Source organism: Kitasatospora sp. NPDC001159 (genome assembly GCF_053598235.1).
The window spans coordinates 21,171-38,941 of the sequence record NZ_JBSFJV010000031.1; the positions used below are offsets into that span (position 1 = coordinate 21,171).

Here is a 17,771-nt window from a genome sequence, read left to right on the forward strand (position 1 = left end):
CGAGGCGGCCTCAGCTGCTCGGCTCGATCGCGATCTGGTCGATCAGCACCGTCGCACCGGGCGGCGGCATGAAGGTGACGCTGTTCTGGCCCGCCTGGAACTGCGGAAGTATGAACGTGGTGAACCACGAGGCCGACGGTTCCTTGCCGGCGTTGTAGTTCTTGTACGTGACGCCGCTCGGCCAGTCCTTCCCGTTGACCGAGGCCGCGCCCTTCACGTCCCCGCCGGGGTTGTTGTAGTGAACGGTCACCTTGTACGTCCCGGCCGCGGCGACCTGGCCGTTCCAGGTCACCGTGCCGCCCTGCTGGAGCGTCAGGTAGCTGCCGTCGGCGGACTTGGCGCCCTTGACGCTGTTGCCGGACGGCGCGTTCTGGCCCTGCAACTGGCCGGCGTCCACGGTCGACGGCCCGTTGGTGGCGGTGGCGCCCGCCGAGGGCGAGGCCGTCCCGGTGGTGGCGCTGGCCGCCGGGGTGCTGGGGACCGTCGGGGCGGTGGTCGTGGTGCCGCCCTTGGCGTTCTTGTCACCGTCCGGGTCACCGGTGGAGAGCGCGATCCCGGCCCCGATCGCGATCGCCGCGACCACGGCGACCGCGCCGATCACCGCGCCCTTGCTCCGGCCGCTGCTCGGCCGGTCCTCCCCAGGCTGCGGCCGGGAGTGCTCGGCGTAGCGGGCCTGCTGGGTGGGCGCGCCGTACTCGGCCTGCTGCGGCAGCATGCCGGGCTGGCCGTACGGGGCCTGCTGCTGCGGCACCGGCTGCTGGCCGTACTGGCCGGGCTGGCCGTACGGCTGCTGCTGCGCACGCGGCTGCCCCCCTTGCTGGTAGTGCTGGCCGTACTGCGCGCGCCCGACCTCCATCGGGCGGCTGTAGGACGTCCGGGGAACCCCCTGCTGCGGCTCGGCCGACTGTCCGCTGGAGCCGTCGGCGGGGCGGTAGAGGTAGCCGAACGGGTCGTCGTCCTGCGGGGCACCGCCCCCCTGGCCCTCGGGCACTCCGTTGTCGCCGGCGGTCGTCACGGTGGTCTGCTCCCCCATCCGGTGCGCGCCGCCGGCTGCGGGCGGCGCAGATCATGGACGCTGTCGTACCGGGCACCCTACCTGCCGTTCGTGACAGCGGGAAAAGAGCCCTTGACAACTCACGGGTAACCTGTGCGGCACCGAACGCTTGGCACCCGACCGACCTCGGCAAACAACCGATCGAAGCGCGGAGCGTCCGGTCAGCCCGCCCGCCGGTGCGAGCGCTCCCCGCGCGCCCCGCGCACGGTGCCGCCCCGGGCGCGCTTCTCGTCGTACATCCGTTCGTCCGCGGTGTGCAGCACCTCCTCGATGCTCATCCCGCAGCCGGCCCAGCCGATCCCGAGGCTCACCCCCACCCGCATCGCCCGTCCGTCGATCCGCATCGGCGGGATGATCGCGTTGCGCAGCCGGTGGGCGAGGTCCTTGGCCTCCTCGCGGCCGATCCCGTCGGCCAGCACCACGAACTCGTCGCCGCCCAGCCGGGCCACCGTGTCGCCGTCCCGGACCGCCCCGCTCAGCCGCCGGGCCACCTCGACCAGCACCGCGTCGCCCGCGTTGTGCCCGAACCGGTCGTTGATCGACTTGAAGCCGTCCAGGTCACAGAAGAGCACCGCGAGCCCCTTGTCCGCCGGGGCCACCGGGCCGGAGCGGAACGGCGCGGGCCAGGCGTCGCCGGTCGGCCCGTACTCGGCCGGGACCACCGCGTGCACGTGCTCCCCGCAACCCGGGGCCAGGCCGGGCAACAGGCCGCCGCCCTCGGCCGGTCCGTAGCCGTGCACCGGCCCGGCGTACGGGTCCACCCCCTCCAGGCCGTCGTACGCCGCGTGCGCGCTGTACGAGTCGGCCGGGTAGCCGTACGACGCCGGATGGGCCGCCTCGCCGGAGTTGACGCCGGCGCCGACCGACTGCGACTCGGAGCAGAGTCGGCGGCCCAGCCGGGCCTTGAGCTCGGCGCCGTTGGGCAGGCCGGTGAGCGCGTCGTGGCTGGCCCGGTGGGCGAGTTGGAATTCGTGGCGCTTGCGGTCCTCGATGTCCTCGACGTGGGTGAGCAGGAAGCTCGGGCCCTCGGCCGCGTCCGCCACGATCGAGTTCCGCAGGCAGACCCACTGGTAGCCGCCGTCCCGCCGGGACAGCCGCAGTTCCGCCCGGCCGCTCTCGGCGCTGGTGCGCTCCAACAGCGCCCGGTCCTCGGGGTGGACCAGGTCCGCGAAGCTCTGCTGGCGCAGCACCGCGCGGGGGCGGCCGAGCAGCCGGCAGAGCGCGTCGTTGACCCTGGTCAGCTGGCCGCGCCCGGCGCCGTGCAGCTCGGTGATGGCCATCCCGCTGGGCGCGTACTCGAAGGCCTGCCGGAAGCTCTCCTCGCTGGCCCGCAGCGCCTGCTGCTCCTTCTCCAGCCGGGCCAGCGCGCGCTGCATCTCGGCCCGCAGCCGGGCGTTGCCGATCGCGATGGAGGCCTGCAGCGAGAACATCTCCAGCGCCTCGCGGGTCCACGCGCCGGGCCGTTTGCCACTGCGCGGGCGGTCCACCGAGAGGACGCCGAGCAGGTCGCCCCCGGCGCTGTACATCGGGGCGAGCAGCCCGTCGGCGGGGTGCCAGTCGTTGGCGTAGACGGGCAGCGGGCCGTCCCCGATCCAGCGCGGGACGTCGCTGGCGACGGCCCAGCCCCGGTCGTACGGCAGGAAGCGCAGGGTGCCCCAGTGGTCGCTGACGCCGAGCAGCCGGTCCCAGGACTCCCGGGAACCGACCTGGCCGAGCAGCACCGAGGGCCCGCCCATGGGGCTCTCCTCCAGCTCCCAGACGGCCGCCACCACGAGGTCGCCGTCCGGCCGGACCAGGCTGACCGCGGCTGCGTCGAAGCCGAGTCCGTGCACCGCGCCCTCGACGACGGCCTGCAGCGTGCCCGCCAGGCTGCGGGCAGCGTTGAGGTCCGCCACGACCCGGTGCAAGGTGCGGAGGGTCGCGAGACGGACGTACGGCTCCGACTCGGCTTCCATGCGGGGGCTCCCCGGCTGCTTCGGATAGTTCTTGATTGGTTATCGTCCGATTGCCAGAAGAACTGAATCACAGGGAGCACAGCGTTCGGCACGCTCGGTCAGCAATAGGCCGCCACTTGTGACTTAAATCACACGACACTAATGCATCCTTAATCAGTTCATCCGCCCCATAGCGGGACATAGGGCGCTATCGGAGCATTTCTCGTGGTCGACCGCATTGGCCGCACGCTGAAGCCCGCTGCACCCGCCGGTCCCCCGGCTTCACTCCTGGGGGTGAGTCCGCTCCGGGACCGGCCGCGAACGCGGCGATGGTCCTACGACCACGGTCCGATGCCGTTTCCCGCGGCCGCCAGCTACCGTGCGGTACGTGTACCCGTCCCCGCAGCCGGAAGCTGCCCCCCACGCCACGCCCGACGAGTTCCGGGCAACACTCTCCCAGCTCGCCGCCGGTGTGAGCCTGGTGGCCGTCCACGACCCGGAGGACGGAGAGGACGTCGGCATGACCGCCACGTCCTTCCTCTCGGTGTCGCTGGAGCCGCCGCTGGTGCTGATCTCGGTCCGTGAGGACTCCCGGATGGACGAGGTGCTCTCCCGGGTCGACACCTGGGCGGTCTCGGTGCTGGCCGAGGGACAGAAGACGATCGGCTCCCGCTTCGCCATGAAGGGCCGGCTCAGCGACCGGCTGCTGTTCGCCGAAACCCCGCACCACCGCGGCCCGCAGACCGGCGCCCCGCTGATCGAGAACGCGCTGGCCACCGTCGAGTGCCGCACCGAGCAGCGGATACCCGCGGGCGACCACACCCTGCTGGTCGGCCGCGTCCTGGAGGCCGCGGTCCCCAACCCCGGCGGCCGCCCGCTGCTCTACTTCCGCGGCGGCTACCGCGCCCTGGGCTAGGGCTGCCCTCCCGGGTCCTCGCCCGGTCCGCCGGAACCCGGCGGACAGGTCCGGCTAGTCCTGCCGCGGAGCGCGCCGCCCCTGCTTCAGCTCGGAGCGCTGCCGCTTGTTGGACAGCCGCCGCTCGACCATCCCCCGGCTCGGCCTGGTCGCCCGCCGGGCCTTCGGGGGCGGAGCGCACGCCTCGGTCAGCAGCGCCGCCAGGCGGGCCGCGGCCGCCTCCCGGTTACGCCACTGCGAGCGGTACTCGGAGGCCTGGACCACCAGCACCCGGCCGTCCACCAGCCGGTTCGCCAGCCGCTCCACGGCACGCTGGCGCCACACCTCGGGCAGTGCCTTCGAGGCGGCCAGGTCGAAGCGCAGCTCGACCTTGGAGTCGGAGGTGTTGACGTGCTGGCCACCGGGGCCGGAGGAACGCGAGAAGCGCCAGACGAGCTCGGCGTCGGGCACGACCACCGACCCCCGTACGCGGATGGGCTCGGGCATGCGCCCATCATCCCGCGCCCGGCGCGCCGGGTCACCCGGTTATCCGCACGCCCGTCGCGGACCGCACCCGGTTACCGGCCCGCGCCCCGAACCCCGACAATGGCCTGTGTGATCGAGCTCGGCTACTCCCTCTCCAACCGCTTCCCCGACCCCCCGCAGACCGACTACCGCACCGCCTCCGTGCGCTCCCTGCGGTACGACCTGTTCTGCGGCGACGTCTACCTGGACGCCGAGGGCGCCGAACTCTCCACCCGCTGGGGCTGGGTGCCGGTGCTGGACTTCGCCTGGGCGCTGTGCGACATCGTCGAGCAGCTCGACCGCGACCCGGACGGCTCCCGGGCCGCCCGGGTGCAGACCGCCGACCTCGACTTCACCCAGAACACCGAGCTGCTGCGCTTCGCCCGCCGCTTCAACTGGGTCGAGGTCACCGCCACCTGGCTGCGGGACGAACCGCCCGCCGTGGTGCGCCACAGCGAGCTGCGCCGCGAGGCCCGGGACTTCCTCCAGGACACCCTCGCCGACCTGTTCGACATGCACCCCGACCTGGCCGACAACCCGAACATCTGGACGCTCCAGGGCCGGTTCCCCCGGGTCTGAGACCAGCTCCGCACTCCCGCGCCCGATCAGTGCATTGCCCGTCCTTTGCCCTGGTTTGATGCCAGGCGAAGAATTCACGGACTCCGTGGAACCAAGCCCCCGGAGTATCGCGTTGTCCCGGGAAAAGCGAACGAAGGGACTGCAATCGCCATGCCAGTGAGCCTCTCCAAGGGTGGCAACGTCTCGCTGACCAAGGAGGCCCCCGGCCTGTCCGCGGTGAGCGTCGGCCTGGGCTGGGACGTCCGCACCACGACCGGCGCCGAATTCGACCTCGACGCCAGCGCGATCGTCCTGAACGCGGACGGCAAGGTGCTGTCCAACGCGCACTTCGTCTTCTTCAACAACACCAGCACGCCGGACGCCACCGTCGTGCACACCGGCGACAACCGCACCGGCGAGGGCGCGGGCGACGACGAGTCGATCAACGTCAACCTGGCCGGCCTGCCCGCCGAGGCCGTCAAGATCACCTTCCCGGTCACCATCTACGACGGCGTCGCCCGCGGCCAGAACTTCGGCCAGGTCCGCAACGCCTACATCCGCGTGGTGAACGCCGCCGGCGGCGCCGAGATCGCCCGCTACGACCTCTCCGAGGACGCCGCCACCGAGACCGCGATGATCTTCGGCGAGCTCTACCGCAACAACGGCGAGTGGAAGTTCCGCGCGGTCGGCCAGGGCTACGCCTCCGGCCTGGCCGGCATCGCCCAGGACTTCGGCGTCCAGATCTGACGCACCCCGTCGCAGATCCGACCTGGACGGAAAGCCCGCGGCGCGGGCTTTCCGTCCAGGTCGCTCAGCGCGACGCGCGCAGCTGCGGCAGCTCGATCAGCTCGGTCTCGTCCTCCGGCGTCAGGTCCACCACGGTCGGCTCGCCCTGCTCCGGCTCGTCGCCCGACCGCTCCGGTCGGGCCGCGTGCACCGGCTGCGACGGCTGCACGCCCTTCGGCGCGGCCGACTCCGCCGCCGACTCCGCCGCCTCGGCCTTCGCCTTCGCGGCGACCGCCTCGTCGCCCACCACGTCCGCCAGGTCGGCCCGGTCCCCCAGCCCGGCGATGCTGCCCACCGCCGGCGCCGGAGCGACCGCCCGTACCGCCGTACCCCCGTTGCGGCCGAAGAAGCTGAAGCCCTGCCCGCGCGCCTGCCCGGACTGCGCCGGGCGGGTCCGCTGCCGCTCCACCGGAGTCGGCGCCGCGGCCGGAGCGCTCGGCGCCCCGCCGAGCTGACCGACCGTCGCGGTCAGCGCCGGGCGCAGCGGAGTGGGCTGCACCGCCGTGGGCTGCGCCGGTGCCTGGGCGCCCGGCGCCTGCGCCGGGGTGGGCACCGAGGGCGCGACCGGGGCGGGCACGGACACCGGCTTGGGCGCCGGCGCGGCCGGGACGATCCGCGACTCCGTCGCGGGCGCCCGCAGCGCGACCTCCGCGCCCGCCGTACGGGCCCGCTGCGCCTCCTGCTCCGCCGCCCGGCGCTCCAGCAGCCGCAGCACGGACGCAGCGCGGACGAACACGGCCGGGCCGGCCGGGTACTTCGGGCGGCTCGCGGCGAGCGCCCGCTGGGCCGCCTCGGCCTCCTTGAGCGCCTGCTCGGCCACCGTCACGGCCCGCTCCCGCAGCAGCCGGGCGATCTCGGTCTCGGCCTTGGCCAGCCGCGACTTCTCCGCCGTCAGCCGCCGCCCGAAGCGGGTGGCCCGCTCCTCGGCGACCTCGGCCGCGTACTCAGCTTCGGCCAGCTGCTCCTCGAAGCGCTCCTCGGCCCGCATCCGCTGCGCGGCGGACATCTCGGCGGCCGCCCGGGCCGCCTTGTCCCGCTGACGCAGCAGCAGTGCGAAGCCGAGCACCGCGATCAGCGCCGCGATGCCCACCGAGCGCACCAGGATGGTGTCCTGACTGAAAAGCAGAGCGGCGAGTGCGGCGACCAGCAGTACGCCGGCGGCGGTGGGGGGAAAGACCCGGCTGAGGACGGAGGAATGACGGTGGCGTCCGCGAGACATGCCAAGAAACTAGCGTGCGAATTGGGGCCGTGTCAGCCCAGGGTCCCCTTCCGCCCTTGACAGTGTGCCGTTTTTACCGCACGTGCCCGGCTTTTCACTCAAGATCACGGAAGAGGGCCTGCTCAGCGATGTCCCGGCGAGGGCGGTCCGATGACCGGCCGATGACCGGCCGATGACCGGCCGATGACCCGCCGCCGACCCGCGGAGGTCTCAGCGGTGCGAGGCCGCCGGCCCGCTCGGGTCGTCATGGTTCTCCGGCAGCTTGCACACGTGCTGGACCCAGAGCGCCGCGGCGATCACCGCGGCCCCGGCCAGCACCGCGAGCCCGGCGGTCACGGCCTGGTCCTTGCGGGCCGACACGTCCAGCTCGCCGAGCAGGTAGATCCCGGCCCCGGCGTAGATCCCGGTGACCACCGAGGAGACCAGCGCGCTGGCCTGCCCCAGCACCACCGCCCGGGCCGCCAGCAGCGGGTCGACCCGCTTCGCGCCGGGCTGCCGCTCGCGCACCGCCTTCAGCCGGGCCCTCAGCGAGAGCGCGGTCGCCAGCAGGATCACCGCCACCGCCGCCAGCACCACCGGCGCCGCGGCCGGCACGGCCGGCAGCGTGTCCAGGGAAGCCCACAGCTTGGAGCCGGCCCAGGACAGCGCCGTCGTCGCGGCGGTGATGCCGATCAGCAGGCGGAGGCGAAGCAGCTTCACTCGGAGGAGGTCCTTCCCGGGGTACCAGAGCCGGCCCGCCGCCCGGTGGCCCGGCGCGGCGGCGCCAGGCCACCGTACCGGGCCCGGCCGGGCGGACATCTACTCGTACGGCCGGGCCCCCGGCCGAGTTCCCCGGCCACCCGGCCGGCCGGTCGCCTGGCCGGCTCTCTCGGTGCTACTCCGGCAACGTCAGCCGGATGTCGTCGCGCCGCTTCACGCCCTGCGCGTCCGGACCGCCGAGCGCCTCCAGCAGCGCGGCGACCTGGCCGTGCCCGGGCACCTCGGCCTCGGGCTGGGCGTCCAGCCAGGGGGCGAGCACGAAGACCCGCTCGTGCGAGCGCGGGTGCGGCAGCACCAGCTGCGGGTCGTCGCTGACCACGCCCTCGTAGGCCAGGATGTCGACGTCCAGGGTGCGCGGACCCCAGCGGACCTCCCGGACCCGCCCGAAGGCGTCCTCGATCGCGTTGCCGCGCTCCAACAGGTCCTGCGGGGGCAGCGAGGTGCGCAGCACGACGACCGCGTTGTAGTAGTTGGGCTGCTCCTCCGGGCCGCCGACGGCCGCGGTCTCGTAGACCGCGGAGACGGCCTTGATCTTCAGCCCGGGGGTGTCGGCGAGCGCGTCCACGGCACCCTGCAGGGTGTCCAGCCGGTTGCCCAGGTTGCTGCCGAGCGCGACCACCGCACAGCGCTGGCTGTGCAGCGTGGTGTCGGCGGAGTCCACCCGGCTCTCCAGGTCGAACGCGTTCGGCTCGGCGATCGGGTCACTGCTGTTCATCGAAGAAATCCCTCTGCATCGGAAACCAGGCGCGCGGTGGGGGTCATGCGCGGCCCCGGTGGATGGTCACGGTCACGTCGTCGAACGGCACGGTGATCGGGGCGTCCGGCTTGTGCACGGTGACCTCGACCTCCTCGACCGCGTCGTGCTTCAGGCACTGGTCGGCGATGCGCTGGGCCAGGGTCTCGATCAGGTCGACCGGTTCCCCGGCGATGATCGCGGTGACCTCCTCGGCCACGATGCCGTAGTGCGCCGTGCGGGTGAGGTCGTCTCCGGACGCGGCGGGGCGGGTGTCCAGGTACAGCACGAGATCGACCACGAAGGTCTGGCCCTCGATGCGCTCGCGCTCGAAGACGCCGTGGTGGCCCCGGGCTCGCAGCCCCCGCAGGGTGACGCGGTCCAGCAAACGAATCACTGCTCCCAGTCGGACGGGCCCCGCACCGGAGAAAGGCATGGACGGGCGGGGCGAAGGCGGGCAGCACGCCCGCCACTCCGTTTCGAATCTACCCGCGAGCGCGGACAACGCCTGACCGTCCTACCCGGCACGAACCGTCGCCACGCGCACCGAACCGGCGATTGACGTGAACGTTCGGTGACCACTCGGACATTCCCCGGCGACGGTCCGGCGCCGCTTGCCCGCAATCGCCGAAATCAGTCCTCGTCGTCCTCGTCCCCGCTGGTCAGGACGGGTGAACCATGGTGCGACCAGAGCTTCCACCCGGCCGGGGTACGACGGAACAGATTGCTGGAGACGACCTTTCCGCCGACCAGCGGCCCGAGTTCCCCCTCCTCCTCCGCCTCACCGCCGGAGAGGATGTTCTCGGTGCACGTGACAAGGGCCACATCGCCGTGGACCTCGGCCTCGACATCGGTCAGGAAGAACTGGATGTACTCCGTGTTCATCATGATCAGCATGTACGAGCGGGTCACCTGCGCCCGCCCGCGCAGCACCGGCCAGCCGGGGTGCACGCACACCACGCCGCCCTTGTCGTCGGCGTACTCGGGGCCCAGCCAGGCGTCCTCGACCGCCTCGACGTCCCCCCGCTCCAGCGCCTCGTAGAACCCCCGGTTCGCCGCGAGCACCGCCTCCAGGTCCACCTCGTGGGCCTTTCCCGCCGTACCGCCGCTCAACCTGCCGTCACCTGTCACAGACCCTCCCTCGCCCCAGCCGCGCCGCGCGCTGCCAGGCCGCGACCACGCGGACGGCGTCCGCCGTACCGGACACGTCGTGCACCCGTACCGCCCAGGCTCCGGCCTGGGCCGACAGCACCGAGACCGCGGCGGTCGCGTCGTCCCGCTCGCGGGCCGGGCGCAGCTCCCCGGTTTCCGGGTCGGCGAGCAGCGTACCCAGGAACCGCTTGCGCGAAGCGGCCACGAGCACGGGACGGCCGAGCGCGGTGAGCGCGTCCAGTCGGCCGAGCAGCGCCCAGTTGTGCTCAGCGGTCTTGGCGAAGCCGAGCCCCGGGTCGAGGATCAACTGGTCCTCCTTGACCCCGGCGGCCAGCAGGGCGTCCATCCGGTCGGTCAGCTCGGCGACCACCTCCGTCACGACGTCGTCGTAGAGGGCCAGCCTGTCCATGTCGGCGGACTGCCCGCGCCAGTGCATCACCACGAAGGGCGCTCCGGTCTCGGCGACCACCCGGGCCATCGCCGGGTCGGCGAGCCCGCCGGAGACGTCGTTGACGATCGCGGCGCCGGCCTCGACGGCCCGCTCGGCGACGGAGGCCCGCATGGTGTCGACGGACACCACCACCCCGGCGGCGGCCAGCTCGCGCACCACCGGCAGCACCCGGCGCAGCTCCTCCTCCTCGGGCACCCGTTGCGAGCCCGGGCGGGTGGACTCGCCACCGACGTCCACCAGGTCCGCGCCGCGGGCGCGCAGGGCCAGCCCGTGCGCGATCGCCCTGGCGGGGTCGGACCAGAGCCCGCCGTCCGAGAAGGAGTCGGGCGTGACGTTGACCACGCCCATCACGGAGCAGCGGTCGAGCCGCGGCAGTCCGGCCGGCAGCGAGTAGGACGGCGAGTTGCTCATGCGCCCGCCCCGCTCCGCTCGGCGAGGGCATTCGCCCACGCGCGCCTTTCGATGCTTCTCCCCCACCCTCCGGCCGGGGGTACCCCCATGCTGCGCTCGCTCATACCCCCATTATCGAACGGGGCCCCCGCCGAGCGTTCTCGGCGGGGGCCCAGACGGTGTCGAGGTGCCTCAGGCGGCCTCGGTGACCTTCCTGCTCGACGGGACCGGCATCAGGCCCTCGCGCTGGCGCTTGCGGCCGAAGCGCGGCATGCCCAGGGTGATGAAGGCCTCCGCCTGCATCGCGGCGAAGCCGATCCGCGGCAGGTCCCGGGTGCTCGGGAAGACCAGGAAGCGCGGCTCCCACTCGGGCTGGAACTTGGCGTTGAACTTGTACAGCGACTCGATCTGGAACCAGCGGGACAGGAAGACCAGCAGTCCGCGCCAGGCGCGCAGCACCGGGCCGGCGCCGATCCGCTCGCCGCGGGCCAGCGCCGAGCGGAACATCGCGAAGTTGAGCGACACCCGGCGGACGCCCAGGGCGGGCACGGCCTGCAGGGCGGCGACGATCAGCAGCTCGTTCAGGCCCGGGTCGGCGGCGCGGTCGCGGCGCATCAGCTCCAGCGAGATGCCGTCCGGCCCCCAGGGGACGAAGTGCAGCACGGCCTTCAGGTCGTCGCCGCTCTCGCCCTCCTCGGGCTCCTTGTGGGCGGTGACCACCACGCAGTCGTCGTCCAGCGGGTCGCCGAAGCGGCCCAGGGCCATCGAGAAGCCGCGCTCGGTGTCGGTGCCGCGCCAGCGGGCGGCGGCGTCGGCGATCCGGTACTTCTCCTCCAGGGTGAGCTCGGAGACCCGGCGCACCTTGCAGGAGTAGCCGTTGCGCTCGATCCGCTTGACCATCTGGCGGACGTTGCGCATGGCGCGGCCGGAGAGCGAGAAGGCCGAGGTGTCGACGATCGCCTCGTCGCCCAGCTCCAGCGCGTCCAGGCCCGCCTCACGGGTCCAGACCTCGCCGCCGACCTCGCTGCAGCCCATCACGGCCGGCACCCAGGCGTGCTCGCGGGCCTCGGCCATGAACACCTTGATCGCGCCCGGCCAGGCCTCGACGTCGCCGACCGGGTCGCCGGAGGCCAGCATCACGCCGGAGACCACCCGGTAGGAGATCGCGGCCTTGCCGGTGGGCGAGAACAGCACGCTCTTGTCGCGGCGCAGCGCGAAGTAGCCCAGCGAGTCGCGCTCACCGTGCCGCTTGAGCAGCTCGCGGACCTTGTCCTCGTCCTCGGCGGTGAGCTCCGGCTTCGGCTTGCCCGGGCGCAGCGCCAGGTAGGCGGTGGTGAAGGCGGTCAGCAGGCCGAGTCCGCCGAGCAGGTAGGCGACCAGGTCGGACATCCGCACGTTGGTGTAGCGGATCGGGCCCTCGAAGCCGAACAGCCCGTACCCGACGTGCTGCAGCCGCTCCACGAGGGCGGGGTGGCCGACCTCGTACTTGGTGCGGGTGCTCACGATCAGCAGGCCGAGCAGCACGCTGAGGGTTCCCATGACGACCAGGTTGACCACCGCGCCCCAGCGGGTGCGCGGGTCGGCCTTGGCGTAGAACTCGCGCCGGTGCACCAGCATCACGGCGAGGACCACCAGCGAGACGACCGCCGGGCCGATCTGGTGCCAGCGCACGATGTGCAGCGAGGCGCTGACCGGCAGCAGCACGCAGACCGCGCGCCAGGCCCGCCGCTTGCGCCGGCGCAGCGCGTGCGCCAGTGGGACCAGCAGGATGCCGACCATCAGCGTGCCGACCGCGGCCAGGCTGGTGGTGCCGCCCGGCAGCTGCCCGGCGAAGGTGTGCATCCTGGTGTGCCGGAGCTTGGGGAACACCGCGCTGGCGATGTCCATCAGCCCGATCAGCAGACAGGCGTAGCCGACCGCGCCGGGGAGCCAGGCCCTCGGGACGGCGGCCGCCTGGTTGCGCAGCGTCTGCAGACCACGCCGACGGCGCGGCGGCTGCTCGGGGCTCGGCTCAACGGACACGGGAACGCTCATGGAAGCTCAGGGTAGAGGCTGCGGGGCGGTGTCCGGTCACTCCGGGGGAGCACGTGTGATGGACCTTCATGCCTATTCCTTCATCAGGCCATGCGCATACCAAGGATCCGGAAACGGTAGGTAAACCGGTGCCGTGGGCGCGCTGCGGTTGAGCCGGGGGCGGGAGCCGAGGACCCGCCGCCGCATGGCGGGGCAGGACCGTCCGGTACGCGTTACGTACGGTGGACGCCGCATTCTAGGGCGCCGGTTGCCCCCGGTCTCCCCCCGGCCTCCAGATCCGACCGGGCGCCCGGTCGGCCTAGCAGCGGTGGTCCGGCCTGACGGTCCGCCAGACGATGGAGCCTGCACCGACAGTGCCCACCGGAAGGCCGACGGCATGGAACTGACCAGCGACGCGCTGGTGAACTCGCTGCTCGCACTCGGCGCTGCGGCTCTTGTCACCACCCTGTGGATCTGGCCCCGGCTGGCCCGGCAGCGCCCGCTGCCGGTGCTCGGCCGGATCGGCCTGCTGACAGTGGTTCAAGTGTCGACCCTCGCGGTGCTGGCGCTGTCGGTGAACAACTCCTTCGGCTTCTACACCTCCTGGGACGACCTGCTCAGCCCCGGCGGCACCAAGCTCGCGCTGACCAGCAACGAGAACCACAAGGGCGGCACCCCGGTCTCCGACCAGCTGGTCCAGCCGACCAGCGAGGGCGGCCTGGAGAGCGTCGACAACCTGCCGAAGGGCACGCCCGAGGAGGTCGGCAAGATCGAGTCGGTGCGGGTCAACGGCAAGGAGACCGGCTTCTCCGACCAGATGTTCGTCTACCTGCCGCCCGAGTACTTCGATCCGAAGTTCGCCCTGGTCCGCTTCCCGGTCGTGGTGGCCCTGGCCGGCTACCCGGGCACCGCCCTGAACCTGCTGAAGGAGCTGCCGCTGGTGCAAACGGCGGTCGAACTGCAGCGCTCCGGCAAGATGCCGCCGACCGTCCTGGTGATGGCCCGTCCGTCGGTCGTCCCCGCCCGGGACACCGAGTGCGTGGACGTCCCCGGCGGGCCGCGCACCGAGACCTGGTTCGTCAAGGACCTGCCCGAGGCGCTGCACAGCACCTACCGGCTCGGCCGCTCGGCGGGCTCCTGGGGCCTGTTCGGCTACTCCACCGGCGGCAGCTGCGCGATGCGGCTGTCGATGCGCTTCCCGAACGTCTACGGCAGCGCGGTCGGCCTGCACGGCGACTTCTCGATGCGCCAGGACCAGTACACCGGTGGCGACCTCTTCAACGGCGACATGTCGCTCGCACAGCAGCACGACCTCGGCTGGCGGCTGCAGAACCTCCCGGCCCCGCCGCTCAACCTGCTGGTGGTCTCCACCCGCAAGGAGTCGGACTACCCGCAGACCGTCCAGTTCGTCGACCAGGCCACCCGGGTCGCGACGGCCAACCCGCAGTTCAAGGTCGAGTCGCTCTACCTGGACGACGGCGGGCACAACTTCGACAGCTGGACCCGGGAGCTGCCCGCCTCGCTCGAATGGCTGGGCACGCACCTCGGGTAGCCGGGGCTAGTGCGTGTGAGTGACTACCCGCCGGTCGGCCCGGCCAGCGGCGGGTCGGGGGAACGTATCGCGAGCGCCCGCCCGACACACCGGCGGGCGCCGCCCCGGATCCACGCAGGAGGCGCCGTGCTGAGCACCCGCTCGCTCTTCAACGAGATCTACCGGAACGACCAGACGTACCAGCTGTTCTGCAGCATCGCGGCCGGCGGCGAGGACCAGGGCGGTTGGGAGAACGAGCGGATCGCCGCCCTCACGCGGGATCCGGTCCTCGCCCCGAAGATCGCCCGGCACAGCGCGGACGAACGCAAGCACGGCCGGATCTTCACCCAGCTGCTGAGCAAGCGCGGTCTGCCCAAGGTGCCCGTCCCGGACGAGGCCGCCTACTGCATGCTGCTGGAGCGCCAGGGCGTCGGCCTCGCGCACGAGCGGCTGAACAGCGACATCCCGCTGACCGACCGCGAGATCATCACCTACCTCGCGCACAGCCGGGTCACCGAGCAGCGCGCCGCCGAGCAGATGCGCCAGCTGGTGAGGGCGTACGGCGACAACCCGGAACTCGGGCGGGCAATGCGGATGATCTCGGCCGACGAGGACGACCACCTCGCGTACTGCCACGAGGAGCTGCTGCGGCTGACGGCCGAGGGCCACGGCCCGTACATCCGGCACGTCCTGGAGGCCAGCGCCCGCGGCGAGATCCGCACCCACCGGGACGTCGGGCTGGCGGTCACCACCCGGATGGCACGGATCCTGCGCTGGCCGCGCTGGCAGCTCGCCGTGGTCACCCTCGGGGTGCACGTGCTGTACCTGTACGACCGCGCCTTCGGCTGGCGCCGGATGGTCACGCTGCGGATGCCCGAGCGTCGCAACGCGCTGGGCACCCCGGCTCCGCCGCACGCGGAGCACGAGGTGCTCTGAGCCGCTCTCCCCCCGCCTCAGCGGCCGATGCCCCTACCGACCGATGATGAGGCTCATCGCCTCGGCCCGGGTGGCCGGGTCGCGCAGCTGGCCGCGCACGCAGGAAGTGATGGTCTTGGCGCCGGGCTTGCGGATGCCGCGCATCGACATGCACATGTGCTCGCACTCGACCACGACGATCGCCCCGCGCGGCTCCAGGATCCGCATCAGCGCGTCGGCCACCTGGCTGGTCAGCCGCTCCTGCACCTGCGGGCGGCGGGCGTAGACGTCGACCAGCCGGGCCAGCTTGGACAGGCCGGTGATCTTGCCGCTGGTGGACGGGATGTACCCGACGTGCGCCACACCGCGGAACGGCACCAGGTGGTGCTCGCAGACCGAGGTCAGCTCGATGTCCTTGACCAGCACCATCTCGTCGTGGCCGAGGTCGAAGGTGGTGGTCAGGACCTCCTCCGGCTCCTGCCACAGGCCCGCGAATATCTCCTTGTAGGCCCGCGCGACCCGGGCCGGGGTCTCCAGCAGGCCCTCACGGTCCGGGTCCTCCCCCACGGCGAGGAGCAGCTCGCGGATGGCGTTCTCGGCCCGCTTCTGGTCGAAGGTTCCGACGGCGGGCGGACCGTCGAGCGTCACCGGGTCGATCATGCGGGCCTCGCTTGGTTGTGGGAAGACTCTGGCTGAACAGCACGGATGCCGCGCCTCCAGGGTACAAACCCTGATGACGCGGCATCCATTCCGGCGGGTGCCCTGCTCAGCTCTCGGTCGGCGGCTCGGCGGCCGGCAGCGGCGGGAGCTTCACGACGTCGACCGGAGCGGCGTCGGTGGCGGCGGCGCCGTTGGTGAGCGCCAGCTCCTTCGGCGACTGCACCGGCGGCCGGGTGGACGGCGTGCGACGGGTGGAACCCGTCCAGGCCGGCCGGGCCGGGCGCTTGACCACGGGGGCGAAGATCTCGGCGATCTGCTCCTTGTTCAGGGTCTCCTTCTCCAGGAGCTCCAGAACCAGGTTGTCGAGCACGTCGCGGTTCTCGACCAGGATCTCCCAGGCCTCGTTGTGCGCGCTCTCGATGAGCTTCTTGACCTCTTCGTCGACCAGCGCGGCGACCTCTTCCGAGTAGTCGCGCTGGTGCCCCATCTCGCGGCCCAGGAACGGCTCCGAGTTGTCGGTGCCGAACTTGATCGCGCCGAGGCGCTCGGTCATGCCGTACTGGGTGACCATGGCCCGCGCGGTGGCGGTGGCCTTCTCGATGTCGTTCGAGGCGCCGGTGGTCGGGTCGTGGAAGACCAGCTCCTCCGCCGCACGCCCGCCCAGCATGTAGGCCAGCTGGTCGAGCATCTCGTTGCGGGTGGTGGAGTACTTGTCCTCGTCCGGCAGCACCATGGTGTAGCCGAGGGCCCGACCGCGGGACAGGATGGTGATCTTGTGCACCGGGTCGCTGTACTGGCAGGCCGCCGCGACCAGGGCGTGACCGCCCTCGTGGTACGCGGTGATCTTCTTCTCCTTGTCGGACATGATCCGCGTGCGCTTCTGCGGACCCGCCACGACGCGGTCGATCGCCTCGTCCAGGATGCCGTTGTCGATCAGCTTCTTGTCCGAGCGGGCGGTCAGCAGCGCGGCCTCGTTGAGCACGTTCGAGAGGTCGGCGCCGGTGAAGCCGGGGGTGCGCTTGGCGACGGCCGACAGGTCGACGTCGGGCGCGATCGGCTTGCCCTTCTGGTGCACCTTGAGGATGTCCAGACGGCCCTGGAGGTCGGGGCGCTCCACCGCGATCTGGCGGTCGAAGCGGCCCGGGCGCAGCAGCGCCGGGTCCAGGATGTCCGGACGGTTGGTCGCGGCGATCAGGATCACGCCGCCCTTGACGTCGAAGCCGTCCATCTCGACCAGCAGCTGGTTGAGGGTCTGCTCGCGCTCGTCGTGGCCGCCGCCGAGGCCCGCACCGCGGTGCCGGCCGACGGCGTCGATCTCGTCGACGAAGACGATCGCCGGGGCGTTCGCCTTGGCCTGCTCGAACAGGTCGCGGACGCGGCTGGCGCCGACACCGACGAACATCTCGACGAAGTCCGAGCCGGAGATGGAGTAGAACGGCACCCCGGCCTCACCCGCGACGGCACGCGCCAGCAGGGTCTTACCGGTACCGGGCGGGCCGTAGAGCAGCACGCCCTTGGGGATCTTGGCGCCGACGGCCTGGAACTTGGCCGGCTCCTGCAGGAACTCCTTGATCTCGTGGAGCTCCTCGACCGCCTCGTCCGCGCCGGCGACGTCGGCGAAGGTGGTCTTCGGGGTGTCCTTGGTGAGCAGCTTGGCCTTGGACTTGCCGAACTGCATGACGCGCGAGCCGCCACCCTGCATCTGGTTCATCAGGAACAGGAAGACCAGGACGATGATCACGATCGGCAGCATCGACAGCAGCAGGCTGACGAAGGTGCTCTGCTTCTCCGGGCTGACGGTGTAGCCCTCGGCGAGTGTGTTCGGGTCCTTGTCGTTGATCTGGGCCTGCAGCTTGTCGGCGATCGCGACACCCTGGTCGCCGATGTACGAGGCCTGGAACTTGCTGCCGGACGGGGTCTTGCCCGTACCGGCGGGGGACAGCGTGGCGCCGTCCTTCAGCTGGATCTTGATCGTGTTCGAGTCACCAGTGGTGATCTGCGCGGACTTGACATTGTGTGCGTCGATCGCCGCGACCACCTGACCGGTGTCCACCGTCTTGTAGCCGTTCGAGTCCGAAACGACCTGCATCAGCACGATGACGGCGAGGACGGCCAGCACGATCCACATGATCGGCGCACGGAAGTATCGCTTGACGTCCATCCATGCGGGGCGTTGCCGCCCCGTCCCTCCTGCCA

The 17,771-nt window shown here is 72.0% G+C and carries 17 protein-coding genes; 5 read left to right on the plus strand and 12 right to left on the minus strand.

Annotation, left to right across the window (positions count from 1 at the left end):
* Positions 1–10: 10 nt before the first annotated feature.
* On the minus strand, positions 11–1,015 hold the full coding sequence (locus tag ACWC9T_RS18060) for a hypothetical protein (RefSeq protein WP_449822023.1): 1,005 nt from the start codon (positions 1,013–1,015) through the stop codon (positions 11–13).
* Positions 1,016–1,215: 200 nt separating this feature from the next.
* Positions 1,216–3,009, minus strand: coding sequence for a diguanylate cyclase domain-containing protein (locus ACWC9T_RS18065; RefSeq protein ID WP_449822024.1), 1,794 nt, complete (start codon positions 3,007–3,009; stop codon positions 1,216–1,218).
* A 367-nt stretch (positions 3,010–3,376) separates the two neighbouring features.
* On the opposite strand from ACWC9T_RS18065, the gene ACWC9T_RS18070 reads away from it, so the two are divergent.
* Positions 3,377–3,904: a flavin reductase family protein gene (locus tag ACWC9T_RS18070; RefSeq protein WP_449822025.1), complete on the plus strand. Its 528-nt coding sequence runs from the start codon at positions 3,377–3,379 to the stop codon at positions 3,902–3,904.
* A 54-nt stretch (positions 3,905–3,958) separates the two neighbouring features.
* Here ACWC9T_RS18070 and arfB read toward each other — a convergent pair whose 3' ends face one another.
* Positions 3,959–4,390: an alternative ribosome rescue aminoacyl-tRNA hydrolase ArfB gene (arfB, locus tag ACWC9T_RS18075; protein ID WP_396250789.1), complete on the minus strand. Its 432-nt coding sequence runs from the start codon at positions 4,388–4,390 to the stop codon at positions 3,959–3,961.
* Positions 4,391–4,489: 99 nt separating this feature from the next.
* On the opposite strand from arfB, the gene ACWC9T_RS18080 reads away from it, so the two are divergent.
* Positions 4,490–4,987 (plus strand): hypothetical protein, encoded by a 498-nt coding sequence (locus ACWC9T_RS18080; protein WP_396250790.1) that lies wholly within the window; start codon positions 4,490–4,492, stop codon positions 4,985–4,987.
* Positions 4,988–5,137: 150 nt separating this feature from the next.
* Positions 5,138–5,713 (plus strand): TerD family protein, encoded by a 576-nt coding sequence (locus ACWC9T_RS18085; protein ID WP_355671350.1) that lies wholly within the window; start codon positions 5,138–5,140, stop codon positions 5,711–5,713.
* 64 nt (positions 5,714–5,777) lie between these two features.
* On the opposite strand, the gene ACWC9T_RS18090 is transcribed toward ACWC9T_RS18085, so the two are convergent.
* The 7 genes from ACWC9T_RS18090 to ACWC9T_RS18120 form a co-directional block, all read right to left on the minus strand.
* Positions 5,778–6,971, minus strand: coding sequence for a hypothetical protein (locus ACWC9T_RS18090; protein ID WP_449822026.1), 1,194 nt, complete (start codon positions 6,969–6,971; stop codon positions 5,778–5,780).
* Positions 6,972–7,181: 210 nt separating this feature from the next.
* Entirely contained in the window at positions 7,182–7,670 is a 489-nt protein-coding gene (locus tag ACWC9T_RS18095) for a DUF3180 domain-containing protein (protein ID WP_449822027.1), read from the minus strand.
* Between the two features lie 175 nt (positions 7,671–7,845).
* Positions 7,846–8,445 carry a 2-amino-4-hydroxy-6-hydroxymethyldihydropteridine diphosphokinase gene (folK, locus tag ACWC9T_RS18100; RefSeq protein ID WP_449822028.1) on the minus strand — a complete coding sequence of 200 codons (600 nt, stop codon included), beginning with the start codon at positions 8,443–8,445 and terminating at the stop codon, positions 7,846–7,848.
* Positions 8,446–8,488: 43 nt separating this feature from the next.
* A complete protein-coding gene (folB, locus tag ACWC9T_RS18105; protein ID WP_218204599.1) occupies positions 8,489–8,848 on the minus strand; it encodes a dihydroneopterin aldolase in 360 nt (119 codons plus the stop codon).
* Between the two features lie 248 nt (positions 8,849–9,096).
* On the minus strand, positions 9,097–9,576 hold the full coding sequence (locus ACWC9T_RS18110) for a nuclear transport factor 2 family protein (protein WP_355671354.1): 480 nt from the start codon (positions 9,574–9,576) through the stop codon (positions 9,097–9,099).
* 7 nt (positions 9,577–9,583) lie between these two features.
* Positions 9,584–10,477 (minus strand): dihydropteroate synthase, encoded by an 894-nt coding sequence (gene folP / locus ACWC9T_RS18115; protein ID WP_449822029.1) that lies wholly within the window; start codon positions 10,475–10,477, stop codon positions 9,584–9,586.
* Positions 10,478–10,648: 171 nt separating this feature from the next.
* Complete coding sequence (locus tag ACWC9T_RS18120) at positions 10,649–12,490, minus strand: phosphatidylglycerol lysyltransferase domain-containing protein (RefSeq protein WP_449822030.1); 1,842 nt, start codon at positions 12,488–12,490, stop codon at positions 10,649–10,651.
* 376 nt (positions 12,491–12,866) lie between these two features.
* On the opposite strand from ACWC9T_RS18120, the gene ACWC9T_RS18125 reads away from it, so the two are divergent.
* Positions 12,867–14,021: an alpha/beta hydrolase gene (locus ACWC9T_RS18125; protein WP_449822031.1), complete on the plus strand. Its 1,155-nt coding sequence runs from the start codon at positions 12,867–12,869 to the stop codon at positions 14,019–14,021.
* Between the two features lie 126 nt (positions 14,022–14,147).
* Positions 14,148–14,936 (plus strand): ferritin-like domain-containing protein, encoded by a 789-nt coding sequence (locus ACWC9T_RS18130; RefSeq protein ID WP_449822032.1) that lies wholly within the window; start codon positions 14,148–14,150, stop codon positions 14,934–14,936.
* 33 nt (positions 14,937–14,969) lie between these two features.
* Here the strand turns inward: ACWC9T_RS18130 and folE are convergent, their stop codons facing one another.
* Positions 14,970–15,575, minus strand: a complete 606-nt coding sequence (folE, locus tag ACWC9T_RS18135) for a GTP cyclohydrolase I FolE (RefSeq protein ID WP_329883966.1) — start codon at positions 15,573–15,575, stop codon at positions 14,970–14,972.
* 106 nt (positions 15,576–15,681) lie between these two features.
* Positions 15,682–17,736, minus strand: a complete 2,055-nt coding sequence (gene ftsH, locus ACWC9T_RS18140) for an ATP-dependent zinc metalloprotease FtsH (protein WP_449822033.1) — start codon at positions 17,734–17,736, stop codon at positions 15,682–15,684.
* Positions 17,737–17,771: the final 35 nt, after the last annotated feature.